This is a genomic window from Novosphingobium umbonatum (assembly GCF_004005905.1).
GTDB lineage: Bacteria > Pseudomonadota > Alphaproteobacteria > Sphingomonadales > Sphingomonadaceae > Novosphingobium > Novosphingobium umbonatum.
In genome coordinates this window covers 148,121-172,467 of the sequence record NZ_SACO01000001.1, presented here as the reverse complement: position 1 = coordinate 172,467, position 24,347 = coordinate 148,121, and the positions used below count along the sequence as shown (strand labels likewise).

At 62.8% G+C, this 24,347-nt stretch carries 24 protein-coding genes; 14 read left to right on the top strand and 10 right to left on the bottom strand.

All coding sequences use genetic code 11. The features are described from left to right. Positions 1–2: 2 nt before the first annotated feature. Positions 3–413, top strand: a complete 411-nt coding sequence (tatB, locus tag EOE18_RS00690; RefSeq protein ID WP_127705197.1) for a Sec-independent protein translocase protein TatB — start codon at positions 3–5, stop codon at positions 411–413. A gap of 10 nt (positions 414–423) precedes the next feature. Beyond that, positions 424–1,221 (top strand): twin-arginine translocase subunit TatC, encoded by a 798-nt coding sequence (gene tatC / locus EOE18_RS00685; protein ID WP_127705195.1) that lies wholly within the window; start codon positions 424–426, stop codon positions 1,219–1,221. Here the strand turns inward: tatC and EOE18_RS00680 are convergent. Beyond that, positions 1,218–2,252: an amidohydrolase family protein gene (locus EOE18_RS00680; RefSeq protein ID WP_127705193.1), complete on the bottom strand. Its 1,035-nt coding sequence runs from the start codon at positions 2,250–2,252 to the stop codon at positions 1,218–1,220. The genes tatC and EOE18_RS00680 overlap by 4 nt on opposite strands. Then, complete coding sequence (locus EOE18_RS00675) at positions 2,249–3,184, bottom strand: NAD(P)-dependent oxidoreductase (protein WP_127705191.1); 936 nt, start codon at positions 3,182–3,184, stop codon at positions 2,249–2,251. Before EOE18_RS00675 ends, EOE18_RS00680 begins: the two co-directional genes overlap by 4 nt. 109 nt (positions 3,185–3,293) lie before the next feature. Here EOE18_RS00675 and EOE18_RS00670 point away from each other — a divergent pair, with 109 nt between their 5' ends. From EOE18_RS00670 to EOE18_RS00650, 5 genes are all read left to right on the top strand, one after another. Next, positions 3,294–4,544 carry a threonine ammonia-lyase gene (locus EOE18_RS00670; protein WP_127705190.1) on the top strand — a complete coding sequence of 417 codons (1,251 nt, stop codon included), beginning with the start codon at positions 3,294–3,296 and terminating at the stop codon, positions 4,542–4,544. Between the two features lie 205 nt (positions 4,545–4,749). Next, positions 4,750–5,634 carry an arginyltransferase gene (locus EOE18_RS00665; RefSeq protein ID WP_127705188.1) on the top strand — a complete coding sequence of 295 codons (885 nt, stop codon included), beginning with the start codon at positions 4,750–4,752 and terminating at the stop codon, positions 5,632–5,634. Between the two features lie 40 nt (positions 5,635–5,674). Further along, positions 5,675–7,801 (top strand): autotransporter assembly complex protein TamA, encoded by a 2,127-nt coding sequence (locus tag EOE18_RS00660; protein WP_164852619.1) that lies wholly within the window; start codon positions 5,675–5,677, stop codon positions 7,799–7,801. Beyond that, positions 7,801–12,006, top strand: coding sequence for a translocation/assembly module TamB domain-containing protein (locus tag EOE18_RS00655; RefSeq protein WP_127705184.1), 4,206 nt, complete (start codon positions 7,801–7,803; stop codon positions 12,004–12,006). Before EOE18_RS00660 ends, EOE18_RS00655 begins: the two co-directional genes overlap by 1 nt. 165 nt (positions 12,007–12,171) lie before the next feature. Then, positions 12,172–12,741, top strand: coding sequence for a hypothetical protein (locus EOE18_RS00650; RefSeq protein WP_127705182.1), 570 nt, complete (start codon positions 12,172–12,174; stop codon positions 12,739–12,741). Between the two features lie 233 nt (positions 12,742–12,974). On the opposite strand, the gene glnA is transcribed toward EOE18_RS00650, so the two are convergent. The 5 genes from glnA to EOE18_RS00625 form a co-directional block, all read right to left on the bottom strand. Further along, entirely contained in the window at positions 12,975–14,384 is a 1,410-nt protein-coding gene (gene glnA / locus EOE18_RS00645; RefSeq protein ID WP_127705180.1) for a type I glutamate--ammonia ligase, read from the bottom strand. Positions 14,385–14,487: 103 nt separating this feature from the next. Beyond that, the gene (locus EOE18_RS00640; protein ID WP_127705178.1) at positions 14,488–14,826 is read right to left on the bottom strand and encodes a P-II family nitrogen regulator; all 339 of its coding nucleotides are present in this window, start codon (positions 14,824–14,826) and stop codon (positions 14,488–14,490) included. Positions 14,827–15,219: 393 nt separating this feature from the next. Continuing rightward, a complete protein-coding gene (gene argC / locus EOE18_RS00635; protein WP_127705177.1) occupies positions 15,220–16,146 on the bottom strand; it encodes an N-acetyl-gamma-glutamyl-phosphate reductase in 927 nt (308 codons plus the stop codon). 3 nt (positions 16,147–16,149) lie between these two features. Further along, a complete protein-coding gene (locus EOE18_RS00630) occupies positions 16,150–16,491 on the bottom strand; it encodes an SH3 domain-containing protein (RefSeq protein ID WP_127705175.1) in 342 nt (113 codons plus the stop codon). A 77-nt stretch (positions 16,492–16,568) separates the two neighbouring features. Continuing rightward, positions 16,569–17,987: a leucyl aminopeptidase family protein gene (locus EOE18_RS00625; RefSeq protein ID WP_127705173.1), complete on the bottom strand. Its 1,419-nt coding sequence runs from the start codon at positions 17,985–17,987 to the stop codon at positions 16,569–16,571. 86 nt (positions 17,988–18,073) lie between these two features. Here EOE18_RS00625 and EOE18_RS00620 point away from each other — a divergent pair, with 86 nt between their 5' ends. The 3 genes from EOE18_RS00620 to EOE18_RS00610 are packed head-to-tail and all read left to right on the top strand — an operon-like array spanning position 18,074 to position 20,147. Beyond that, complete coding sequence (locus EOE18_RS00620) at positions 18,074–18,895, top strand: PdaC/SigV domain-containing protein (RefSeq protein ID WP_127705171.1); 822 nt, start codon at positions 18,074–18,076, stop codon at positions 18,893–18,895. Positions 18,896–18,948: 53 nt separating this feature from the next. Continuing rightward, positions 18,949–19,773, top strand: coding sequence for a type I methionyl aminopeptidase (gene map / locus EOE18_RS00615; protein ID WP_127705169.1), 825 nt, complete (start codon positions 18,949–18,951; stop codon positions 19,771–19,773). Between the two features lie 11 nt (positions 19,774–19,784). Continuing rightward, on the top strand, positions 19,785–20,147 hold the full coding sequence (locus tag EOE18_RS00610) for a glutathione S-transferase N-terminal domain-containing protein (RefSeq protein ID WP_127705167.1): 363 nt from the start codon (positions 19,785–19,787) through the stop codon (positions 20,145–20,147). 3 nt (positions 20,148–20,150) lie between these two features. On the opposite strand, the gene EOE18_RS00605 is transcribed toward EOE18_RS00610, so the two are convergent. Next, positions 20,151–20,810, bottom strand: coding sequence for a heme exporter protein CcmB (locus tag EOE18_RS00605; protein WP_127705165.1), 660 nt, complete (start codon positions 20,808–20,810; stop codon positions 20,151–20,153). Next, complete coding sequence (ccmA, locus tag EOE18_RS00600; RefSeq protein WP_127705164.1) at positions 20,807–21,403, bottom strand: heme ABC exporter ATP-binding protein CcmA; 597 nt, start codon at positions 21,401–21,403, stop codon at positions 20,807–20,809. Before ccmA ends, EOE18_RS00605 begins: the two co-directional genes overlap by 4 nt. Positions 21,404–21,499: 96 nt before the next feature. Here ccmA and EOE18_RS00595 point away from each other — a divergent pair, with 96 nt between their 5' ends. Further along, complete coding sequence (locus EOE18_RS00595; RefSeq protein WP_127705162.1) at positions 21,500–21,793, top strand: 4a-hydroxytetrahydrobiopterin dehydratase; 294 nt, start codon at positions 21,500–21,502, stop codon at positions 21,791–21,793. Here the strand turns inward: EOE18_RS00595 and EOE18_RS00590 are convergent. Further along, positions 21,790–22,407, bottom strand: a complete 618-nt coding sequence (locus EOE18_RS00590) for a DNA-3-methyladenine glycosylase family protein (RefSeq protein ID WP_127705160.1) — start codon at positions 22,405–22,407, stop codon at positions 21,790–21,792. The genes EOE18_RS00595 and EOE18_RS00590 overlap by 4 nt on opposite strands. A 126-nt stretch (positions 22,408–22,533) precedes the next feature. Between EOE18_RS00590 and EOE18_RS00585 the strand changes: the two genes are divergently transcribed. From EOE18_RS00585 to EOE18_RS00575, 3 genes are all read left to right on the top strand, one after another. Then, positions 22,534–22,848, top strand: coding sequence for a 2Fe-2S iron-sulfur cluster-binding protein (locus EOE18_RS00585; protein WP_127705158.1), 315 nt, complete (start codon positions 22,534–22,536; stop codon positions 22,846–22,848). Between the two features lie 82 nt (positions 22,849–22,930). Beyond that, positions 22,931–23,932 (top strand): cysteine synthase A, encoded by a 1,002-nt coding sequence (locus tag EOE18_RS00580; protein ID WP_127705156.1) that lies wholly within the window; start codon positions 22,931–22,933, stop codon positions 23,930–23,932. A gap of 26 nt (positions 23,933–23,958) precedes the next feature. Further along, complete coding sequence (locus EOE18_RS00575; protein WP_127705154.1) at positions 23,959–24,246, top strand: hypothetical protein; 288 nt, start codon at positions 23,959–23,961, stop codon at positions 24,244–24,246. Positions 24,247–24,347 lie beyond the last annotated feature (101 nt).

Here is a 24,347-nt window from a genome sequence, read left to right as displayed (position 1 = left end):
GCGTGTTTCTAGACATCGCCCCATCCGAATTTCTGCTGACGGCTATTGTGGCCGTGGTGGTCATCGGCCCCAAGGATATGCCCCGCGCTATGCGCACCATGGGGCGCTGGATGGGCACGGTGCGCCGCGTTTCCGGCCATTTCCGCAGCGGCATCGAAACCATGATCCGCGAGGCGGAAATGGAGGAGATGGAAAAGAAATGGCGTGAGCAGAACGAGGCGATCATGAAGGCGCATCCGGCGCCTGATCCCGCGTTGCCCGCTCCCTTGGCCGAACATGCGCCCAGCGAGCCTTTGAGCGCGGCGGAGGAGGCTGGCGATCTGCCGGTTGATCCCCATTCGGCGGCGGCCAAAGAGGTGGCGCATGATGCCGAGCAGCCAGCCCATGCCCCCACCCCGCAGCAGGGGCAGTAAAGCGACCTTTATGGCATTTGAAATCAAGGATCTGGACGAAACGCAGGCTCCGTTGATGGAGCATCTGATCGAGCTGCGCTCGCGTCTGTTGCGTTGCATTGCCGCGCTGGCGGTGGCTTTTGGCATTTGCCTTTATTACGTGAACCCCATTCTAGGCTTTCTGGTCCAGCCTTTGCGCGATGCGGCGGGCCCTGCGGGCAAGCTGATCTATACCAAGCTGTATGAGGCTTTCTTTGTCGATCTGAAAGTGGCGGTGTTTGCCGCTTTCATGCTGTCCTTTCCGGTGATCGCCAACCAGCTATGGGCCTTCATCGCGCCGGGCCTCTATGCCAAGGAGAAGAAGGCCTTCCTGCCCTTTCTGCTGGCTACTCCCGTGCTGTTTGGCATGGGGGCCGCACTGGCCTATTATGTGGTGATGCCCACCGCCTTTGCATGGATGCTGGGATTTCAGGGCAGCCATGGCGGGGTGGAAATGCAGGCTTTGCCTAGCGTGGATGATTACCTTGGGCTGGTGATGCAATTCATCTTTGCCTTCGGGATCAGCTTCCTGTTGCCGGTGCTGCTGCTTTTGCTCAATCAGGCGGGCATTGTGTCGCGGGCGCAATTGATCGGTGCGCGGCGCTATGTGATCGTGGGGATCACGGTTTTGGCCGCCGTTCTGACCCCGCCCGATGTCGGCTCGCAATTGATGCTGGCGGTGCCTTTGATGATTCTGTTCGAAGGATCGCTGGTGGTGATGTGGTTTGGCGAGCGCAAGGCTGCCAAGCAGGCTGCCAGCGAGGCTGAGGAGCCGCAGGCTGCCGCTTAAGGGCGCGGCGTTTCGGCCTGCCACACCATCCGCCCCGCGATCCATGTGGAGAGCGGGCGCGGAGCGAGGGCGTTAACGTCCAGCGGGTCGGCATCCAGCAACACGAAATCGGCCCAGAACCCCTTGGCCACGCGTCCGAAGCGGGTTTCCGCAAACAGGCCTTGCGCGGCGGCGGGGCCGTAGCTGTCCAATGTTTGCGTTCTGACGGTGGCGGGCAATCCCGCCAGCGGCGTTGGCAAAGGCAGGCTGGCGGGCGCGGTGGCCACCGTCCAGCGGCGATCGCCCTGATAGGTTTCGGCCAATTCCGCCATGGCTTTGGTCACTTCATCCGTGCGGGAAGGCGTGACCGGCTCCAGCCTCACCACCACTTGAAAATGATCCATTCCTGCACGGCTGATCCGGTTCTTGATCTGGATGATCGAGGGCTTGGGACTGCCACCGGTATCCACCAGCAAGCCGTTTAACCGCAGTCGGTCCTCATACAGCCAGGGCGTCGGGCCTGATCCGGCGATCAACACCATATTGGCGATGCTATCGGCAAAGCTGACAATGCGGATGTTAAGCTGCCCCAGATCGCCCGCGCGGCGATAGGTCTGCCAATCCTCTATCGTGGTGCCCATATCGGCCACGGCGGTAATGCCCTGCGCCAACAGACGGGGCTGGATGCTGGCCAGCGCCAGATCGCGGTCCTCGGGGCGGGGCGGAGGCAGGGGGCGCTTTGCCTGCGGCGGCGCGATACTGTCCAGCGCCAGCGGCATCAGGCGCAAATGGCTGACCACCAGGCCGGGGATCAGCGCGGCATCATGGCCATCCAGCACATAATCGGGGCGGGTGGGGCGTTCCTCGCCTTCATGCAGCAGCCGCGCGACTCGCCCGTCGGGCGCGATCACCATGCCGGTGAAGCGCTCCACATGGCCCTGCGCGTCCAGCGTGCGGCCGTGCACATGGTCGACCAGCGTATCTGCCGCCGCCGGATGGGCCCCTAGCAGCGCGCCAGCCAGCAACCCTAAAGCCGCAAACTCTCGCTTCAACGCAAGCCCCGCTTGGGCAGGCGGCGCAGGATCGCGCTCGTGTCCTGCCGTCCGCCGCCCATGGCCTGCACATCGGCAAACAATTGGTCGAGCAGCGCCGTGGTGGGGAAGCTGAGGCCCAGCCCGCGCCCTTCATCCAGCGCCAGCCCCAGATCCTTGCGCATCCAGTCAATCGCAAAGCCGAAATCATAGCGGTCTTCGGCCATGGTGTGCCAGCGATTGTCCATCTGCCAACTTTGCGCCGCGCCGCCGGAAATGGCCTCATAGACCTTTTCCAGATCGAGATGCTCGGCCTGCGCCAGACGGAATGCCTCGGCCAGACTGGCGGTAATGCCCGCCAGCGCGATCTGGTTGACCATCTTGGTCGCCTGACCGGTGCCTGCTTTGCCAATATGCACGATGCGGCGCGCATAGGCGCTCATCACCGGCTTGGCCGCCTCCACCGCATTGGCCCGCCCGCCGCACATCAGCGTCAGCGTGCCTTTTTCTGCGCCTGCCTGGGCGCCGGTCATGGGCGCGTCGACGCAAAGCACATGCTTGTCCCGCGCCTCCACCGCGATCTGGCGGGCGATGCGCGCCGAAACGGTGGTATGGTCGATAAACAAGCCGCCTTCATGCAGCGTGGAGAACACCCCCTGCGGCCCCAGCACCACCTCGGCCAGATCATCGTCATTGCCAACGCAGGTGATGACGACATCGGCCTGTTCGGCAGCCTCGGCGGCATTGCCCGCCACGGCCACGGCAATATCGGGATTGGCCGCCTGCCATCGCTCGATACGGGCGGGCGTGCGGTTATACAGAACCAGCGAATGCCCCGCATGGGCCAGATGGCGCGCAATCGGCCCGCCCATCACGCCAAGGCCGATCATGGCGATGGTTTTAGGCTCTAAGGCTTTGGCATCCGTTGCGGCGCTGTTTTCTGTTTCGCTCATGCCGCTCCTTTTAACGCCTGTCCGCGCAAAGCCAATTGGCTTCATGCCTGTAACAGCCCAAGAATGGAGGTTCCTTGGCCGCGCTTTTTCCGCTAGGGGCTGCCAGATTATGACCGAGGCCCTTCAAACATCCGCCAGCGACGCTGCCGCGCTGCTTTCCATCGACGATATCCGCGCCGCTGCAGAGCGTATTGCGGGCCATGTGGTGCGCACCGATCTGGACCATTCGCGCACCCTGTCGAAGATTTGCGGCTGTGAGGTCTATCTCAAGTTTGAAAACCTGCAATTCACCGCCGCCTATAAGGAGCGCGGCGCGCTCAATGCCCTGCTGCATCTGACTCAGGAACAGCGCGAGCGGGGCGTGATCGCCGCCAGCGCGGGCAACCATGCGCAGGGCTTGTCCTATCACGGAAGCCGTCTTGGCGTGCCGGTCACCATCGTCATGCCCAAGACCACGCCCACCGTGAAGGTGATGCAGACCGAGAGCGTGGGCGGCAAGGTGGTGCTGGAAGGCGAGACTTTTGACGAGGCCTATGCCTATGCGCGCAGCATGGAAAAGCAGCTGGGCCTGACCTTTGTCCACCCGTTTGACGAGCCTTTGGTGGCCGCAGGGCAGGGCACGGTGGCGCTGGAAATGCTGGAGGACAATCCGGATCTGGATATGCTGGTCATCCCCGTGGGTGGTGGCGGCCTGTCCACCGGCATGGGCACGGCGGCCCGCGCGATCAAGCCCGATATCGGCCTGATCGGGGTGGAGGCCCAGCTTTACCCTTCGATGTATAACCTCCTCAAGGGCACCGACTATCCTATCGGCGGTGATACTTTGGCCGAAGGCATCGCGGTGAAGGAGCCGGGCCAGTTCACCTCCAAGGTGCTGGCAAAATTGCTCGATGATTTCGTGCTGGTTTCGGAATCCGAACTGGAGCACGCGCTATCGCTGCTGTTGCAGATCGAAAAGACCGTGGTGGAAGGCGCGGGCGCAGCCGGTCTGGCGGCGGTGATGGCCCATCCGCATCTGTTCGCGGGCAAGAAGGTGGGCATCGTCCTGTCGGGCGGCAATATTGACCAGCGCCTGCTGGCCAATGTGCTGCTGCGCGATCTGGCGCGTTCGGGCCGTCTGGCGCGGTTGAAGCTGACCCTGCAGGACCGCCCCGGCGCCCTGTTCAAGGTGGTCGAAGAATTTAACAAGCATCAGGTGAATATCATCGAGGTCTATCACCAACGCATCTTCACCCATCTGCCCGCCAAGGGCCTGACGGCGGATATTGAATGCGAGGCCCGCGATGGCGAGCAGATCGATGCTTTGGTCAAGTCTTTGCGCGACAAGGGTTATGAGGTGATTCAGGCCGAGGTGAGCTGAAACTTCGGGCAGGAAAGCGTTAACAGAACGGCGAATGCGGAGGGATTTTGGTCCTGTTTGCGCCAATTGTGTGGTTAAAATCCTTTGACCTGCGCAGCCATGGCAGCATAGATTGAAACTCTGGAACAAAGAGTTTTCGCCAAGAGAATGTTAACGCCCAAAGGCCAATAAGGGCCCAGCTGCAACCCCTAGGATCGCCTGACCTGTGACCGCTCCCGTCCGCTTTCCCCGGTTCTTCGTCACTGCTCCGGCAGCCTGCCCCTATCTGGACGGGCGGACCGAACGCAAGGTGTTTACCGAGCTGAAAGGCCCGCATGCCGATGCGTTGAATGACGCGCTGGGCCGTATCGGTTTTCGGCGCAGCCAGACGGTGGCCTATCGCCCATCCTGCACCGATTGTTCGGCCTGTGTGTCGGTGCGCGTGGTGGCGGGGGAGTTTCAGGCAAACTCGACCCAAAAGCGCAATTTGAAGCGGAACAGCGATCTGGTCGCCTCGGTGTGCCATCCATGGTCCACCGCTGAACAGTTCGCCTTGCTCCAGCGCTATTTGACCGCACGCCACCCCGGCGGAGGCATGGCCACCATGGACGAGGTGGATTATGCCGATATGGTGGAACACACACCGGTCACCTCCTATGTGATCGAATATAGGGAGCCTTCCCAGGATGCCTTGCCGGGTCGCCTGGTGGGTGCCTGTCTCACCGATCGGCAGGGCGATGGCCTGTCGATGATCTATTCTTTCTACGACCCGGAACATGCGACCAGAACGGGGCTTGGCAATTACATTATCCTCGACCACATCCGCCGTGCCGCCAGCGAAGGCCTGCCCTATGTCTATCTTGGCTATTGGGTCGAAGGGTCGGAACGCATGCAGTATAAGGTGCGCTATCGCCCGCTGGAACGGTTGGGGCGCGATGGATGGCACCGTTTTACCGATGACGAACAGGACCAGCTTATCCGCGATGCCGCCGAGAATGCCGGAAAGGGCGGAGCTGGCAAGCGTGGGCGCGGCGGTCAGGGCGGCGGCGAAAAGCTGCCCATGCCCGACAGCTCCAGCTTTAGCCCGTGGACCGGCGGCAGCAGCTTCTAAGGCCTTTGTCTCCACATCGCTGATCGGTTTGGGGCTGGCCTTGCTGGCCCCGCCTGCATGGGCGCAGCGGCGACAGACCGATGCCGAATTGCAGGCCCTGATCCCCGATGCCGCCGTGGCCAAGCCGGAGGAATGGGCCAAGGCACCCCCGCCGGTGCCGGCACAAGAGGCGTCAGAAGCCAAAGCGGAGGAGGCCGCCAAGCCGGTCGAGGAAGCACCTCTGCGTCCTGATTCTCCGCTGCCCGATATTGCCGGACTGGACGTGCCATGGCCCGAGGACAAGGCCGAGCCGCCGATCCTGTTGTCCGATACGCCTGATGACAGCGATCCTTTGGTACAGGTTCTGGCACAGGCCAGCGCATCGAGCGCGGCTATTCCCGATGGCAAGGGCATGCTGGAAAGCGTGCTGGCCAGCGGGCGGGCGCATCTGGTCTGGCCTGCGGCAGGGTTTGAATTGCGCGGCCCGATCGAGGAGAAGTTCAAGCTCTATTCCGCCTTGCAAGGCACCGGCCCGCGCGATGTCGAAGCCATGTCGCAAATCGTGGTGCGCGGCACCAGCGACCGCAAGCTGCTGGTGCAATTGCTACGCCTTTATGGCTTTTACGATGGGGAAGTGACGCAAAGCCCGATCTTCAATGCGGGCAGCGATGGCGAGGCGGGCATTGGCGCGGTGCGTTTCGACATTGCGCCGGGCGCGCGATACAAGATTGCCAGCGTCACCACCGGCCATTTGGCGGCCACAGCCTATCCCATGGCCGACCTGCCAATCAAAACAGGTGCGCCCATGGATGGCGAGGCTTTGGACAAGGCGGCGGGGGATATTGGCAAATGGCTGGGCAACAATGGTTATCCCTTTGCCAAAGTGCCCGCGCCTGCGCTGACCATCGACCATGCCAATGACAGCGGCGATGTTGACATCGCGGTGGAACCGGCGGGTACCTATGTGTTTGGCGGGATCAGCTCGGTCAATCCGCGATTTCTGTCGGCGCGGCATCTGGCCGATATTGCGCGTTTCCGTGCAGGGCAGCCCTATAAATATGACGATGTAGAGGATCTGCGCCGCGCCATGCTGGCCACCAGTCTGGTGTCCGGCGTGACGGTGACCCCGCGCGAGACCCGCGCGCCGCAAGGCGACACGCCCGGCGAGGTCACGCTGGATGTGGCGTTCAACAAGGCGCCCTTGCACACGATCGCGGGCGAGCTGGGCTATGATACGGGCGAAGGCGCGCGTATCGGGACGAGTTGGGAGCATCGCAACCTGTTGCCGCCCGAAGGTTCGTTGAAACTGCGCGGCATTCTGGGCACCAACGAACAATTGCTGGGCGCGACCGTGCGCAATGCCAATTTCCATGGCCGCGACCGGCAATTGACCTTTGATCTCTATGCCAACAATGCCACGCTGACCTCCTATGCCGCGCGCAAGGTGGCCTTTGCGACCAGTTATGAACGTTTGACCAATCTTCTGTTCCAAAAACCGTGGACTTGGTCGGTGGGGCTGGAGGCGCAGGCTTCGGAAGAGCGCGAAGGCGTGCCCAGCGGGGTGACCAAGGGGCGCATTCTCTATCTGACCGCTGCCCTGCCGATGCGGGCCGCGTTTGATCGTACCAATAGCCTGCTCGATCCGGTCAGCGGCTATCGCTGGGCCATCCGCATCTCGCCCGAGACCAGTCGGGCGCGGGTCCAGTTTTCGCCCTATGTCAAGGTCCAGCTGGACGCGTCCACCTATCGGCAAACCGGTCCGGTGGTCTGGGCGGGGCGGCTGCGTCTGGCCACTTTGGCGGGCACGGATATCAATGACGTGGCGCCCTCGCGTCGGCTTTATGCCGGTGGCGGGGCCTCCATCCGTGGTTATGGCTATAATCTGGTCGGCCCGCGCAACGAATTGGGCGAGCCCAAGGGCGGGCGCTCGCTGTATGAAGCCTCGCTGGAGGCGCGGATTAACACCGGCTTGATGGGCAAGAAATTGCAACTGGTGCCTTTCCTCGATGGCGGCAATGTCGAGGCGGGGATTGTACCAATCATGCGCGACTGGCGCTTTGGTGCGGGGCTGGGGCTGCGTTATCAAACCGACTTTGGCCCGATCCGCCTCGATCTGGGCACGCCGCTTAACCCGCGAGCGGGGGATAGCCGGATTGGCGTCTATGTCGCGCTGGGACAGGCGTTTTGATGGAGGAGCCACAGACCCCTGCTGAGCCGCCTGTGCCGGATGTGCCAAAGCGGCGTTTTGGCTGGCGGCGCTATGTGCTGGGCCTGCCGGTGGGCCTGGTGGCGGCGACGGGCGCGCTGGTGCTGGGGCTGGATACGCCGATTGGCCATCGCCTGATCATCGATGTGCTGGCCATGCAGGAGTTTTCGGGCGGATTGCGGGTCTCGATCGGGCGGATCGAAGGCTCGATCTATGGCCGGGCCCGTCTGGAAGGCTTGGTGCTGCGCGATCCCCAAGGCGTGTTCCTGCGCGCAGGCGAGGGCGTGCTGGATTGGCAACCTTTGCTGTTCACGCAAAAGGGACTGTTCATCCGGCAGGTGGTGCTGCGGCGCGGGACTTTGCAACGCCTGCCCCAATTGCGCGACACGGACGAGGCGGGCAGCCTGTGGCCCGATTATGACCTGCGGATCGACCATTTCGCGGTGGAGCGACTGACGCTGGGCAAGGCGCTGACCGCCAGGCTGGGCGGGGTGGAGCGGCGGATTGATCTCAATGGACGGCTCTATCTGGCCAAGGGCGTGGCGCAGGTCATGCTGCATGGCAAGTTAGGCGCCGAGGACCGGCTCAATTTTCAACTCGACGCCCATCGGGCCGAGAACCTCTTTGCCATGCAGGGCGAATATCGCGCGCCCAAGGGGGGCTTGCTGGCGGGGCTGACCGGCGCGCAATCCTCGAGCCAGATCAGGCTGGGCGGCAGGGGCACGTGGGATAAGTGGCAAAGCTGGCTGCTGGCGCAGCAGGATGCGCGGCCAGCGGCGGCGCTGGTTCTGGCGCAGGCGGGTGGGGCCTATCGCTGGGGCGGGCGGCTTTGGCTCGATCCGCTGATGCCGCAGGCTTTGCGCCACACTTTAGGCGGGGAAACGCTGGCGCTGGGCGGGCGCGGCCATGTTGATGGCAAGGTGATCAGCGGCGAATTTCGTCTCGGCGCGGCGCAGGCGGTGCTGCGTGGCCATGGGCGGGTCGATCTGGGCAAGAGCCGGTTCGAGGATCTGACGCTGGCCCTGACCGGCGGGGCGCATCTGCCTTTGGGCGAGGATGATGCACTGGCGGGGCTTTCCGCCCAAGTCCATGCGCAAGGGCCGCTGACTGCGCCCAGCCTGCATTTCAAGGCACAGGCCGCGCGCTGGACCAGTGGCGATACGGCGTTCAACGCTATGAGCGCGCAAGGTAGCCTGACGCGGCAAGGTGGTGTCTGGCGGGTGCCATTGGAATTGGTGGCGGGGCAGATTGTCACCGCCGATGGCTTGTTCGATGCGCAATTGAAGCCGGTGCGTGCCACCGGCACTCTGGCGATTGCGGGCAGCAGCATCACCGCGCCCGACCTGACTTTCTCCATCCCCAAAGGCAGCGCCAAGGCGGTGCTGCGCGGCGACATGGCCAAGGGGCTTTATGTCGTGGCGGGGGATGCGGCTTTGCGCCAATGGCCGTTGCCGGTGGGAGCGGCCGATGCGCAGGGGCGCGTGCTGGTAACGGTGGCGCGTGGCCAGCCATGGCGCGTGGGCGTCGATCTGCGCGGGGTGTTGCCGCAATTTGCCAATCCCACGCTGGCCGATCTGGCGGGTGGGGCGGCGCGTTTTTCCGCGCGGGTAGAGGTGGCCAAGGGGCATGTGCTCAACATCGCCAATGGGCTGATCGAGGCGCCCCAACTCAGCCTGTCGCTGACCGGCCAGCGGGGGGCCTCGCGCGCGTTGGCTGTGAATGCTCAGGGGCAACAGGCGCGCTATGGCAGTTTCTCCGGCGCGATCACTTATGACGACAGGGGACCGGCGGGCGAGGTCCGTCTGCAGGATCCCTTCCCCGCGCTGGGGGTGAAAAATGTGGTGCTGGCCCTGTCGCCAGAGGCCGAGGCGATCCGCATCAGCGGCAGGGGCGAGAGCGCCTTCGGTCCCTTTACCGGCCAATTGGGCGTCAGCCTGCCTGATAGCGAGACGGCGCGACTGGACCTGCGTGATTTCACCTTTTCCTCCACCCATGTCATTGGCACGGTGGATTGGCGACAGGGCGCCGCCGATGGCCGTTTGACCGTCTATGGCGGCGGCGTCACCGGCAATGTGGCGCTGACCCCTCGTTCGGGCGGGCAGGGGATCGCCGCCAAGCTGACCGCCAAAAATGCCCATTTCGACGGCGATCGCCCTTTGACCATCGCGCAGGGCAGCCTGACCGCCAGCGGCCTGTTGCAAAAGCAGCATAGCACACTGGCCACCGATTTGACCGCGCAGGGCGTGGGCAAGGGCAAGCTGTTCATCGGCAAGCTGGCGCTGGGCACCAAGCTGAATGATGGTAGCGGGAGCTTTACGGCCTCGCTGGGTGGGCGCCGCGGCAGCCGGTTTGATCTTTCGGCTGCGGGCGAGATCGCGCCTAACCGCATCAGCCTGTTGGCGGGCGGCAGCTTTGCGGGCCAGCCTATCGCCATGCCGCGCCGCGCGGTGTTGAGTGCCGATCAACGGCCTGAAGGCCTGCAATGGCGTCTGGCCCCCAGCCAGATCAGCGTGGGCAGCGGTCGATTGCTGGCGCAAGGTGTGGTGGGCAATGGTGTGCTGGAACTGGGGCTGGGCGTGGCGGATATGCCGCTGGCGCTGGCCGATGTGGTGGCGGCCGATCTGGGCCTTGGCGGGCGCGCCACGGGGCAGATCACCTATATCCAGCGCCGCGAAAAAGCGCCCGACGCGGATGCCAAATTGTTGATCAAGGGGCTGACCCGTTCGGGCCTGATGCAGAATTCGCGGGCGGTCGATCTGGCGGTGGTATCGCATCTGCGCGCTGACGGGTTGGATCTGCGCGCGGTGGCCAGCGATGGCTCATCGGTGCTGGGACGGGTGCAGGGGCGGATTGACCGTCTGGTGGGCGATGGCATGTTGGCCGACCGGCTGCTGCATGGGCGATTGGTGGCGCAAATGCGCTATGGCGGTCCGGCCGATGCCTTGTGGCGGTTGATGGCTTTGCAGAGTTTTGATCTGTCCGGCCCGATCGAGATTGCCGCCGATATGACCGGATCGCTCGATGCGCCGGAAATACGCGGGTCGCTGGCGGGCAATGCGTTAAGGCTGCAAAGCGGGCAGGCGGGCACGGATATAACGGGCATCAGCGCAAGGGGCAATTTCTCCGGTTCGGTGCTGGCGCTGACCAGCCTGTCGGGGCAGACCCATGGCGGCGGCACGGTCAGCGGTAGCGGGCGACTGGATTTCGCACGGATGGAAGGCGGGCGCGGACCGGGTATCGACATCACCTTGGCGGCGCGGCGAGCGCAATTGCTGGCGCGGCCCGATATGGCGCTGGTAGCGACGGGGCCGATCCGTATTCTGTCTGACGGGCTGACCGGCACGATTGCGGGCAGGTTGTCGATTGACAGCGCGCGGTGGCGTTTGGGACAGGCGAGTGCGGCTTCGGCGCTGCCTGCCTTGCCGACCAAGGAGATCAACCGCCGCGCCGACATCGCGCCTGCCGCAGAGCGTGAAATGCCGTGGCGATTGGTGGTCGATGCCGCCGGATCGGGTATCCGGATGCAGGGGCTGGGGCTGGACAGCCAGTGGACCGCCGATGTGCAATTGCGCGGCGCCCTGCTGGAGCCGGCCATTTCCGGTTCGGCCAGCCTTGTTAGCGGCACCTATGACTTTGCCAGCAAGCATTTTGACCTGTCGCGCGGGAAGATTACCTTTAACGGCGCCAGCCCGCCCGATCCGCAGCTGGATATGGCGGCCAGCGCCACGATCAACAATCTGACCGCGACCGTGAATGTGCGCGGCACGGCTATGCGGCCGCAGATCACTTTCTCCTCAGTGCCTTCCCTGCCCGAGGAGGAATTGCTGGCGCGCATCCTGTTTGGCGATTCCATCTCGCAGATATCGGCGCCGGAGGCGGTGCAACTGGGGGCGGCACTGGCGGCTTTGCATGGCGGTGGCGGGCTGGACCCGATCAACAAGCTGCGAAGTGCCATCGGGCTGGACCGGTTGCGCTTTGTGTCCGCCGATGCGGCGCTGGGGCGGCAGATGGGCGTGGCTGTCGGCAAATATCTGGGCCGCCGCGTCTATGCTGAGATCGTCACCGATGGGCGGGGTTATTCGGCCACCAATCTGGAGTTCCGTCTGACCAATTGGCTGGCCCTGCTGGGCAGCGTGGCCAGCACGGGGCGGCAGAGTGTCAATGCCAAGGTTTCAAAGGATTATTGATTTTAGGGAGAAGATACCTCCGGCGGGCAAAGGGCGGGGCCCTTTGCAATCCCGATAATGGGGTGGGGCTTGAGGCCTGCGATGGCGGCGCAAATGGGGTTTAAGCCGCTTCGCGGGAAGGAAGGGTAGCGTCTTGGATAAGGTGCTGAAGTTCCCGTCGCTTGAATGGCAGAAAGCGCCCCACTTGCGGACGTTCCACTGTCGTACCATATTGCTTTTATGCCGATACTAATTCTTGCGCTTCTTGCCGCTTCATCGGCATACTCGGAACAGCTGAAAGCGGCTGACGTGGCCCATATTGCCTGTGACGTGCCGTCCATCAAATACATCGGCGAACTCCAAAGCCTATTAAGCCAACGCGCTGTCCAAGCGATGAACTTGGCGGCTGCATCGGATGGTAAGCCCAATGCGGAACTGCAACGACTGATTGATCCTACCGCTTCTTTCTCGTCTGGCGGCGGAGATGTTGGGTTGCCTCTTGCGAGCGGAGTGGCTGGGGCGATGGCGCTAGCACGTGAGATGAAAGCTGACACATATCGGTTTTTTGGCTGGGATGGCATTCCGGCGTTAGCACAGGACCGATGTGGGGAGCAGAAAATTGTGGTTGAATTTATCGACACGCATAGCGGTGGCCTCTTTCGGGTCGCCTTCACGTTCGACGGTGGCAGGATCATTTCTGCCAAAGGGTGGCGACGCACGTCTCAGTCTGGACCTATGACGCCCGTCCGACAGTAATCCCAACTCTGGGCGAGTGGCAGCTCCCCACCATTTCCGGCCAAACCCCCGCCGCGCAGCGGCCTTCAAACACAATTATGGCCCCTTATCGGATGATGCGCGACCCATTATCGGGATTGCAAAGGGCCCCCGCCCTTTGCCCGCCGGAGGCACATCTTGAACCTCTAAACCCAAAAAAAGGGCGCCCGGTTTCCCGGACGCCCCCTTTGTGATTGCAACGTCTGATCGAGGGATCAGAGGCTGTAATACATGTCGAATTCAACGGCCGAAGGCGTGGTTTCCCAACGCAGCACTTCGGGCCACTTGAGTTCGATGTAGCTTTCGATCTGGTCCTTGGTGAACACGCCGCCTTCGAGCAGGAAGTCGTGGTCGGCAGCCAGAGCGTCCAGAGCTTCGCGCAGCGAACCGCAGACGGTGGGAACCTGGGCCAGCTCGTCGGCGGGCAGGTCGTACAGGTTCTTGTCCATGGCTTCGCCGGGGTGGATCTTGTTCTTGATGCCGTCAAGACCAGCCAACAGCAGCGAGGCGTAGCACAGGTAGGGGTTGGCCATCGCGTCGGGGAAGCGGAATTCCACGCGCTTTGCCTTGGTGCCTGCACCGTAAGGGATACGGCACGAGGCCGAACGGTTGCGAGCCGAATAGGCCAGCAGCACGGGGGCTTCATAACCGGGCACCAGGCGCTTGTAGCTGTTGGTGGTGGGGTTGGTGAAGGCGTTCAGGGCCTTGGCGTGCTTGATCACACCGCCGATGAAGTACAGGCACTCTTCCGACAGACCGGCATAGCCGTTGCCAGCGAAGTTGTTCTTGCCATCGCTCCAGATCGAGATGTGCGTGTGCATGCCCGAACCGTTGTCGCCCTTGATGGGCTTGGGCATGAAGGTTGCGGTCTTGCCATAGGCATGGGCAACCTGCTGCACCACATACTTGTAAACCTGCATGCGGTCGGCGGTCTGCGTCAGCGTGCCGAAGGTCAGGCCCAGTTCGTGCTGTGCCGAGGCCACTTCGTGGTGGTGCTTGTCGCAGGGCAGGCCCATGTCGATCATGGTCGAAACCATTTCGCCGCGCACGTCGACCAGGCTGTCAACGGGAGCTACGGGGAAGTAGCCGCCCTTGGCGCGGGGACGGTGGGCCAGGTTGCCACCTTCATAGGTCTTGTTCGAGTTGGTGGGCAGTTCGATGTCGTCGATCGAGAAGCCGTTGCCATTGTAGCCGTCGTAGAACTTCACGTCGTCGAACACGAAGAATTCGGCTTCGGGGCCGACATAGACGGTGTCACCGAAACCGGCAGCCTTCACAAAGGCTTCGGCGCGCTTGGCGGTCGAGCGGGGGTCGCGGGCATAGAGTTCGCCGGTCGAGGGTTCGACGATGTCGCAAACCACGATCATCATCGGGGTGGCCGAGAAGGGATCCATGTAAACCGCGTCGAGGTCGGGCTTCAGGATCATGTCGGATTCGTTGATGGCCTTCCAGCCTTCGATCGACGAACCGTCGAACATCAGGCCGCCTTCCAGCTCATCTTCGCCCAGCAGGCCAGCAACCATGGTCAGGTGCTGCCACTTGCCCTTGGGGTCGGTGAAGCGCAGATCAACCCACTCGATTTCCTCGTCCTTGATCCGGGCAATGATGTCCGCTGCAGTAGCCATTACTCATATTCTCCACAAAAAACTCTAAGCCGCGAGGCTTTAAGTATGGGCACAATTTACGCAAAACAGGGCGCCGATGCACAGCGCCCCGCCAGAATGAAAATCAGACCGCGTCGTTGTCGCGTTCGCCGGTGCGGATGCGCAGGGCATTGTCCACCGGAATGACAAAGATCTTGCCATCGCCGATACGGCCGGTTTGCGCGGCGCCGGCAATGGCTTCTACCACGCGTTCGGCCAGATCGTCGGCAACCACTACCTCAAGCTTTACCTTGGGCAGAAAGTCGACGACATATTCAGCGCCGCGATAGAGTTCGGTATGGCCCTTCTGGCGGCCAAAGCCCTTGGCTTCGGTGACGGTGATGCCCGAAACGCCGACTTCGTGCAGCGCCTCCTTCACTTCGTCCAGCTTGAAGGGCTTGATGATCGCTTCGATCTTTTTCACGCCTGCACTATCCCTCATTGGCGGGTTATGGCCCCGCAACGCGTTAAAACCGGCGCCGATGCTGTCCAGTGCCTGAAATCAGGCCTTGGCCGGGCAGGGGCCGATCCGGTTGACGCCGGTAATAATCTATCAAGATTCGTGCCAGAGTCGACATGGGGTGAATAGGCCAATTGCACCCTCAGGAAAACACCCGATTTTGACGTTTTCCGTAAGTTTTGCCTCTCTGCGCGCATTTTTCTTTGGTTAATGCGCTGCCGGACGCCTGTTTTGTGATCAAATTTTACGCAGGCGCTGCCTGAAAAATAGGCATGCCGGTTTTGGCCGCATAAATGACAAAGCCCTCCTCCCCGCCGCTGCGGGAAGAAGGGCTTTAATCCAAAACCGGATGAAGCGTTACAGCGCCAGACCTGCCGTCTCGTCCAGACCTGCCATCAGGTTGAGGTTCTGCACCGCAGCCCCGCTGGCGCCCTTGCCCAGATTGTCCAGCACGCTGACCAGGCGCGCCTGCGTGCCATCGGCCGAACCGAATACATGCAGGGTCAGGGCGTCGCTGGGCTGCATCGACCCGCGCAGCAGCACTTCGGCGGGCACTTGCGCGGGGGCGACGCTCACCACCTTGCTGCCTGCATAAAACGCGGCCAAAGCCTCGCGCAGGGCATCGGGCGAGGCAGCGCCGGGGATAGCCGCCAAGGGCAGGGGCACTTCCACCCACATGCCGCGATGGGCGGGCACCACGCTGGGGGCGAACACCGGTCCATGCACCAGACCGGCGTAGCGGGTCATTTCGGGCACATGCTTATGCCCCATGCCCAGCCCATAGGCGCGGAACGCAATGTCGCGGTCTTCTTCAAACCGCTCGATCAAGGCCTTGCCGCCGCCCGAATAACCCGACACCGCATTGACCGTATAGGGCCAGTCGGCAGGCAGCAGCCCCGCGCGCACCAAAGGCGCGATCAGCGCGATGAAGCCGGTGGGATAGCAGCCGGGGTTCGACACGCGGGTCGCATTGGCCACCACATCGCGGCCGGTGATTTCGGGGAAGCCATAGGTCCAGCCATCGGCCACGCGATGCGCGGTACTGGCGTCGATGATCCGCACCTTGCTGCCTGCGGCAAAGCCGACCGCCTCGCGCGCGGCATCATCATGCAGGCACAGGATGGCGAAATCGGCGGCGCGGATCGCTTCCTTGCGGGCAGCGGGGTCCTTGCGGCTTGCATCGTCAAGGATGATCAGCTCGAACTCGCTGCGCCCTGCCAGACGATCGGCGATTTCCAGCCCCGTGGTGCCTGCGGCGCCATCGATGAACACGCTATGGGTCATGGCTCAGATAGGCTCCACCAGATTGCGGGCAATATAGCCGACAGGACCCTGCGGCACTTCACCCCAGACATAATCGCTGGTCACGTCCAGCACATGAAATTCCGCGCCCGCTTCCAGCACCGCCAGTTCATCACCGGCAGGCGCGGCGAGCAAGGCGGCCTGCGCCAAGGTACGATAGCGCACCGGCACAACATAATGCGGCACAAACACTTGCCCCGCCAGACGGATATGCGCCAAGTCGCCACGCACCGGCACCGCATGGGGATCATGCTTGGGCGCAGGGGCGCAGAGGGCATAAAACGTGCCGGGCTGGGGCAGGAAATCGCCGGTATCGTGCTGGGGCAAAGTCGCGTCGTCCTTAAAGGCAAAGAGCGGCGCGCTTAGCGGCAAGACGGGCATTTCGCAAGGATTCACGCCCGGCCTTACCCAAACCGCGCCTTCACCATCGCCCATGACGCGCGCAGGCCCAAGGCTTCGCCACCCTTGGGGCGGCCTGCCTTGGCGCTGGGGCGCCATGCGAAAGTGTCGAAATGGGCCCAGTCTATGCCTTCGCCCACAAATCGGTCGAGGAAGAGCGCGGCCACGCTGGCCCCTGCAAAGCCGCCTGAGGGCGCGTTGTTGAGATCGGCAATGTCGGACTTGAGCCATTCGCGGTAGCCATCATGCAGAGGCAGACGCCACACCGGGTCATCCTGCGCGATGCCGCCGTCAATCAAGGCCTGTGCCGTGGCGTCTTGGCGCGTGAACAGGGCGGGCAGGTCCGGCCCCAAGGCCACACGCGCCGCGCCGGTCAGCGTGGCAAAGTCGATCAGCAGGTCGGGCTTGAACTCGCTGGCGCGGGTCAGCGCGTCGCCAAGGATCAGGCGGCCTTCGGCATCGGTGTTGCCGATCTCCACCGACAGGCCCTTGCGGCTGCGCAGCACATCTCCGGGGCGGAAGGCATTGCCCGATACCGCATTTTCCACCGCAGGGATCAGCAGATGGAGCCGGACCTTCAGTCCGCTTTCCATCACCAGCCTTGCCAGCGCCAGCGCATGGGCCGCCCCGCCCATGTCCTTCTTCATCAGCAACATGGCCGACGAGGGCTTCAGGTCTAGCCCGCCGGTGTCAAAGCACACGCCCTTGCCGACAATCGCCAGACGAGGGGCTTTCTCATCGCCCCATTCCAGCTCGATCAGGCGCGGCGCAGCCTCGCGCGCGGCGGCGCGGCCCACCATATGCACAATGGGATAATCGTCGGCCAAAGCCTCGCCGCGCGTGACTTTAATATGCGCGCGATGGGCCTTGGCCAGACGCTCGGCCTCATGCTCCAGATCGGCAGGACCCATATCCTCGGCCGGCGTATTGACCAGATCGCGCACCAAAGTCACCGCGCCTGCCTCGGCCAGCGCGGGGGCGATGGCGGCCACTTCCTGCGTGAGCAGGATGCGCGGGCCTTCCTCGCCATTCTCGCTGCGGTAACGGTCAAAGCGATATTGGCCCAGCGCCCATCCGATAAAGGCCTTGGCTGCCTTCACATCCTTGTTGGCCAGACGGTAAAGCCCCGCAGGCAAAGCCTCGCCCAGCTTGCCAAGGCACCAGCTTGACAGGCTCTCCAGCTTTTCCACGCCCGCCACCACGGCAAAGCCATCGCCATCGGGATAGACGGCGAAACTGCCCGCCGATCCTTTGAATTTCTGCCCTGCCAAGGCGGCCCTTTGCGCGGGCTGGCGCGCTGCGGCCCAAGTCTCATAGGACGATTTTTCGACCAGATGGATCGGCGTTGCGCTCTGGTCGCGGTCGGGCTGGACCAATGCAGGGGTGGCGGTTTCGGGCTGGCTGGAAAGGGCGTTTTTGCTCATGCTTTCCTCTATTCACCCAAAGCAAGTCTCGCGCAATCCTGCAAAATACCGGATAGAGTGGGTGGAATGTTTTGAGGAGTCGCGTGATGTTGGCAGCTTGGCGGATCGGATTGTTGGCAGGCGCGGCGCTGGTTTTGACTGCCTGTGGCAAAGGGGAGGCGACTGCCCCCACCGCCGCCGCATCCAGTGCTGGCACGGCGCCGCAGCCTCCTGCGCCGCCCGTTCCCGTGGCAGGCGTGGCGCGCAAGGTTCATGAAGAGACCAAACTCTACGCCTTCGACTATAGCTACCCCGCGGCTGCCGAGGCGATCCCTGCGCTCAAAAGCTGGCTGGAGGCAGATATGGCCAAGCAGAAGGCGGATCTGGCACAATCGGCCAAAGAAGGTGCGGCGGATGCCAAGCAGAGCGGCTTTGACTATCGCCCTTATGCTAGCGGCATGGACTGGAAAGTGGTGGCTGACCTGCCGCAATGGCTGAGCCTTTCCGCGTCGGTCTATTCCGACACGGGCGGCGCACATCCCAACCATGGCACCACGGCGCTGCTATGGGACAAGGCGGCGGGGCAGCAGCGCAAGGTGGTGGACCTGTTCACCTCGCCTGCCGCTTTTACCAAGGTCCTCCAACCGGCCTTTTGTGACGCTTTGGACGCGCAAAGGGCCAAAAGGCGCGGGGCCAAGGTGAACCGCAACAGCGGCGATGAATTTGACGCCTGCCTCGATCCGGCCAGCGTGACAGTGATCCTCGGTTCGGCCAAGAAACAGGGGTTTGACCGGATCGGCTTCCTGATCGATCCTTATGCCGCAGGCCCCTATGCCGAGGGCGATTACGAGGTGACTTTGCCGGTGACCGACAAGGTTCCGGCGGCGGTCAAGCCCCAGTTCCGCGCGGCCTTTGCAACGGGGAAATAGGCTTTGCCGCAAGCTGCCCTCGCATTTCGGGCAAAGTAGAGTATAGGGAAGCCATGACTCAATATCAGATCGTTGAAGACGGCGACACCGTGCTGCGTGACGGCACGATCAAGCTGCATGGGCCCGCAGGTTTTGCCGGTATGCGCAAGGCGGGGCTGCTCGCCGCGCAAATTCTCGATGCGCTGACCGATTTTATCAGGCCGGGCATCACCACCGGCCAGATCGACGATCTGGTGCGCGAGATGACCTTGGCCGGTGGCGGCGTGCCTGCCACTTTGGGCTATCGCGGCTTTGCGCATAGCTGCTGCACCTCGATCAACCATGTGATCTGCCACGGCATCCCCGGCGATCGCGTGTTGAAGGATGGCGAGATCGTGAATGTGGACGTGACGCCGCTGGTCGATGGCTGGCATGGCGATACGAGCCGGATGTATCTGGTGGGCGATGTGCCTTTGAAGGCGCGGCGTCTGGTGGATGTGACCTATGAATGCCTGATGATCGGCGTGGAGATGGCCAAGCCCGGCGTGCGTCTTGGCGATATCGGCCATGCGATCCAGCGTCATGCGGAAAGCTTCCGCTATGGCGTGGTGCGCGATTTCTGCGGCCATGGTCTGGGCCGCCTGTTCCATGATGCGCCCGAGGTGGTGCATGTGGGCACGCCGGGCACGGGGCCGGAATTGAAGGCGGGTATGTTCCTGACCATCGAGCCGATGATCAATCTGGGCAAGCCGGGCGTGAAAATGCTGGACGATGGCTGGACGGCGGTAACGCGCGACCGCTCGCTCTCGGCGCAGTTTGAACATTCCATCGGCATCACCGAGGACGGCTGCGAGATATTCACCGCCAGCCCCAAGGGCCTGCATAAACCGCCTTATTGAGAGGTTTTGCCATGACTGCTTCCTTCCGTCCGGTGCTGTTCCTGAAGGACAAATGCCCGTGGTGCCTGAAACTGCGGCTGTTTCTGCTGGAGGCCGGATTGAAGGATGCGGTGGAGGAGCGGATGTTCGCCCCAGGCGACGATGCCGAGGCGGGTATCCGCGCCCATCTGGCGCCGCATTTTGACAAGGTGACTTTCCCCACCATCGAATTGGCAGATGGGGAGTTCCTGCAGGATTCGCAGGCGATTATCGACCTGTTTGCCGAGCGCGAAGGCATTGATGTGTCCAGCCTGCCGGTGCTGGATCAATATATCCGCGGGCCGCTGGCCACCATCGGTGCGCTGCGCAAGGAATTGGCGGCGCTGAAGGGTTAGGCTTCAGCGCCCCGCGCGCAAGGCCGCCGCGCCTGCAAAGGGAGTGAGCGCCAGCAGCACCAGACTGGCCGCCGCCGTCAGCGCCAGCCCGCTTTCCCCGCCGATGGCCAAGGCGCCCGCGCCAAAGATCAGGATGGGCACACAGAGCGGGATCACCAGCAGGCCCGCCAAAGCCGCGCCGCCTTTCAGCCCCGCTGTCATCGCCGCCACCATCACGCCCACCGCCGCAAGGCCCGGCGTGCCCGCCAGCAGGCCCAGCTCGATCAGGCCGGTAACCCGCCCGTTCAGCCCCAGCAGACCCGCTGCGGGCAAGGCCGCCAGCATCAGCGCGGGAGCAAAGCTGAGCCAATGGGCGGCCATGCGGATGGCGATCACCCATTCTTCGGCAATGCCGCGCAAGGCCCATTGGTCAAACAGGCCCGCCTCGCGGTCAGGCTCTACCAAACGGTCTAGCGGCAGGATCGCGGCCAGCAGCGCCGCCACCCAGATGACCCCGCCGCCCACGCGGGCCAGCAATTTGGGGTCTGGCCCCACGGCAAAGGGGAAGATCACCGCCACCGACAGGAAGAACAGGATGGGCAGCAAAGTGCCCCCGCCGCTGACCCCGCCGCGCAGCAGCACCAGCACATCGCGGCGCAAAATGGCCCATAACGCGCCGCTCATAACGCATACTCCGCCAGATCCATCCGCCGCAAATCGGGCAGGCTGAGCGGTTGGTGCGAGGCGATGATGCAGGTGCCCCCCGCCGCGCAATGTTCGTAGATGATATCCTCCACCAGCGCGCAGGCATCGACATCCAGCCCGTTGAGCGGTTCGTCCAGCAGCCAGTTGGGCGCATTCTGCCCAATCAGCCGCGCCAAGGCGGCGCGCTTTTTCTGCCCCGTGGAAAGATAGCGCACCGGCACATCGAGCAAGGGCGTAAGGCCCAAAGCCGCCAGCGCATCTTGCGGCACAGGCCCATCCAGCCTTGCCCAGAAAGCCAGTGCTTCGCCCAAAGGTTGCCCCATATCCAGCCCGTGGCGTTCATCCAGCAGACCGACCGCGCCGTTCCATTCTACGTGTGCGGGCGGCCCATCCAGCGTCGAGGCGGGCAGTAGGCCAGCCAGAATACGCATCAGGCTGGATTTGCCCACGCCATTGGGAGCCACCAGATGCAGCGCCTCGCCGCTGCTCAGCGCGATATCCACGCCGTGGAACAGCCAGCGGTCGCCACGACGGCAACCAAGATGGCGGGCGAGGAGAGAAGCAGCTTGCATGGCATTGGCCGATAGGCAAAGTTACGCCTTATGCCAAGTCACGCTTTCGTCCCTTGCTGGCGTGATAGACTATGGCTGTTGTTTAAAGGGTGTTGCATGGCTGATGAATTGTTGAACGCTTCGGATTTGAAGGAAGCGTTGGAAAACCTGCCCGAATGGCAGTTGGACGAGGACAAGACCGGCATCCAGCGCGAATTTACCTTTGCCGATTTTTCCCAAGCCTTTGCTTTCATGACCCGCGTGGCCATGCTGGCCGAAAAGCATGACCATCACCCCGAATGGCAGAATTCGTGGGATTGGGTGTTTATTCGCCTGACCACCGATGATCTGGGCGGGGTGACCGAACAGGATGTGGATCTGGCGCTGGCGATTGATGAATTGCTCGATTAAAGCGCTGCGTTATTATAGCAATGCCAGGTAAAGATGGCCGCAGCCCCTCGATGCGGCCGCCAGATTTCGGCCAGAGCGCGGGTGGTTTTCTCGTCGGGGCGGTCTGGCAGGCCTAGCAATTTGCCCAGGCCCACCTGCACCGCCAGATCGCCTGCGGGCCAGATGTCGGGCCTTCCTTCGGCAAACAGCAGATAGATTTCCGCCGACCAACGGCCAATCCCTTTGATGCGGGTCAGCAGGGCAATCGCTTCCTCGTCATCATCGGGCAGGTTGGAAAAATCCACGGCCCCTGCCAGCACCAATTCGCATAGCGATCGGGCATAGGACTGTTTCTGGCGCGAGAGGCCGCAGGCGCGCAAGGCATCGAAATCGGCCTCCAGCAAGGCGAAAGGCTGCACGTCCTCGCCCAACAGTCCGGTCAGCTTGGTCCACATCGAGCTGGCAGCTGCCACCGAAACCTGCTGCCCCACAATCGTGCGCAACATGGTGGCATAGCCGCGCGGGCGGATGCGGGTTTCGGGATAGCCAACGCGTTCCAGCGCAGCGCCAATGGCGGGGGTGGTGCGGGCGATGTCATCAAGGCCTGCTCTTAGCAATTCTGCGGATAGACCCATAAGAAGCAGCCCCTTGTCGGCATATGTCCGCGCAGGCCAGCTTGCCAAGCGCTTCATGCCGCATTAGCAGCAATCACAAAGCGAATACACTGGGCCAATATAGGCGCATGGATAAGGAACGGGATTATGCCGAAGCTGGTAATCGTCAATCAGGCAGGTGAAGAAACCGAAGTCGAGGCCATCGTCGGCCGCACCGTGATGGAAACCATCCGTGATGCCGGTTTTGACGAAATGCTGGCGCTGTGCGGCGGCTGTTGCTCCTGCGCCACCTGCCATGTGCAGGTTGATGCCAGCTTTGCCGACAAGCTGCCCGCGATCAGCGCCGATGAAGACGATCTGCTCGACAGCGCCGACAGCCGTGGCGAAACCTCGCGCCTGTCGTGCCAGCTGCCGATCACCGATGCGCTGGACGGCCTGCGCGTGACGATCGTGCCCGAATAAGCCTAACGACAAAGCAGGGCTTTAGCGGCGCATATGGCAAATGCCGTTGCGCCGCGGGCTTGCCCGCCCTAACTTATGGCGCATGACACTTGCACGCGCTTCCTCGCTCGACCTGATTGGCAACACTCCGCTCGTCCTGCTTAAAGGACCAAGCGAGGCCGCTGGCTGCGAGATTTACGGAAAATGTGAATTTGCCAATCCGGGCGCTTCGGTGAAAGACCGCGCGGCCCTGTGGATTGTACGCGATGCCGAAAAGTCGGGCGCGTTGCAGCCTGGCGGCACGATTGTTGAAGGCACGGCGGGCAACACCGGCATCGGCCTTGCGCTGGTGGCCAATGCCTTGGGCTATAAAACCATCATCGTGATGCCCGAAACGCAGAGCCGCGAGAAGATGGACACTTTGCGCGCGCTGGGGGCCGAACTGGTGCTGGTGCCGGCGGCGCCTTTCAGCAATCCGGGCCATTTCGTGCATACCTCGCGCCGTCTGGCCGAGGAGACGGAAGGCGCGGTCTGGGCCAACCAGTTTGACAATATCGCCAACCGCCGCGCCCATATCGAATCGACCGCGCCCGAAATCTGGGAGCAGTTGGAAGGCCGCATCGATGGCTTTACCTGCGCCGCTGGCACGGGCGGCACGATTGCGGGCACTGGCCTTGGCCTCAAGGCCTTTGATGAAAATATCACCATCGCGTTGACCGATCCGCATGGCGCGGCGCTGTATAATTTCTATGCCCATGGCGAGTTGAAGGCCGAGGGTAATTCGGTGGCCGAAGGCATCGGGCAGGGGCGAATCACCGCCAATCTGGATGGCGCGCCCATCGACACCCAATTCCGCATTTCCGACGAGGAAGGTCTGGAATGGGTGCGTCGCCTGTTGTCGGAAGAAGGTTTGGCTTTGGGTCTGTCCAGCGGCATCAATGTGGCTGGCGCTGTGGCTTTGGGCCGCAAGCTGGTGGCCGAAGGCCGCGCCAACCCCCGCGTGGCTACGATCCTGTGCGATACCGGCTTCCGCTATCTCTCCACCCTCTACAACCGCGCGTGGCTGGAGAGCAAAGGCTTACCGGTCTTCCCCTGGCTGTCATAATAGGGTAAACAAGGGTCATGCCTCCTATGCATCGCCCTTTGCTGGACCCGGCTTTGGACCGCAATCCGCGGGAAGTGCGCGCGCATATGGTTCAGCGTTTGCAGGTGGGCCTGTTTGGCCTGTCGCTGATGCTGTTGCTGGTGGGTTTGGCCAATGTGATTATGGAGCAGGCGCGGCGCAATGACGCGGCGCAGGCGGTTTCCGCCAAGGCGACCAGCAGCGGCACCAGCGATCCCTTGGCCGATATTGGGGTGGTGCCTTCGCCTGAGGCTCTGTCGGCCAAGCGGGCGGGGGCGGCGCGTAGCGCGCCTTAAAAAAGCGCATCAGCGAATCCATCCGAATCGGGAAAGCCTGCCACTTGCGCAGGCTTTTTGCGTTTTGGCGCAGATCTGGTGGTTCTGCCCGAGAATCACGT

Bases quoted from the DNA above. Each gene is read 5' to 3' on its own strand.
- EOE18_RS00655 (WP_127705184.1), top strand. From the start codon at position 7,801: ATGGAGGAGCCACAGACCCCTGCTGAGCCGCCTGTGCCGGATGTGCCA.
- EOE18_RS00670 (WP_127705190.1), top strand. From the start codon at position 3,294: ATGACCGAGGCCCTTCAAACATCCGCCAGCGACGCTGCCGCGCTGCTT.
- EOE18_RS00585 (WP_127705158.1), top strand. From the start codon at position 22,534: ATGCCGAAGCTGGTAATCGTCAATCAGGCAGGTGAAGAAACCGAAGTC.
- tatC (WP_127705195.1), top strand. From the start codon at position 424: ATGGCATTTGAAATCAAGGATCTGGACGAAACGCAGGCTCCGTTGATG.
- argC (WP_127705177.1), bottom strand. From the start codon at position 16,146: ATGACCCATAGCGTGTTCATCGATGGCGCCGCAGGCACCACGGGGCTG.
- EOE18_RS00595 (WP_127705162.1), top strand. From the start codon at position 21,500: ATGGCTGATGAATTGTTGAACGCTTCGGATTTGAAGGAAGCGTTGGAA.
- EOE18_RS00650 (WP_127705182.1), top strand. From the start codon at position 12,172: ATGGCAGAAAGCGCCCCACTTGCGGACGTTCCACTGTCGTACCATATT.
- EOE18_RS00605 (WP_127705165.1), bottom strand. From the start codon at position 20,810: ATGAGCGGCGCGTTATGGGCCATTTTGCGCCGCGATGTGCTGGTGCTG.
- map (WP_127705169.1), top strand. From the start codon at position 18,949: ATGACTCAATATCAGATCGTTGAAGACGGCGACACCGTGCTGCGTGAC.
- EOE18_RS00620 (WP_127705171.1), top strand. From the start codon at position 18,074: ATGTTGGCAGCTTGGCGGATCGGATTGTTGGCAGGCGCGGCGCTGGTT.
- EOE18_RS00675 (WP_127705191.1), bottom strand. From the start codon at position 3,184: ATGAGCGAAACAGAAAACAGCGCCGCAACGGATGCCAAAGCCTTAGAG.
- EOE18_RS00590 (WP_127705160.1), bottom strand. From the start codon at position 22,407: ATGGGTCTATCCGCAGAATTGCTAAGAGCAGGCCTTGATGACATCGCC.
- EOE18_RS00575 (WP_127705154.1), top strand. From the start codon at position 23,959: ATGCATCGCCCTTTGCTGGACCCGGCTTTGGACCGCAATCCGCGGGAA.
- EOE18_RS00610 (WP_127705167.1), top strand. From the start codon at position 19,785: ATGACTGCTTCCTTCCGTCCGGTGCTGTTCCTGAAGGACAAATGCCCG.
- ccmA (WP_127705164.1), bottom strand. From the start codon at position 21,403: ATGCAAGCTGCTTCTCTCCTCGCCCGCCATCTTGGTTGCCGTCGTGGC.
- EOE18_RS00580 (WP_127705156.1), top strand. From the start codon at position 22,931: ATGACACTTGCACGCGCTTCCTCGCTCGACCTGATTGGCAACACTCCG.
- EOE18_RS00625 (WP_127705173.1), bottom strand. From the start codon at position 17,987: ATGAGCAAAAACGCCCTTTCCAGCCAGCCCGAAACCGCCACCCCTGCA.
- glnA (WP_127705180.1), bottom strand. From the start codon at position 14,384: ATGGCTACTGCAGCGGACATCATTGCCCGGATCAAGGACGAGGAAATC.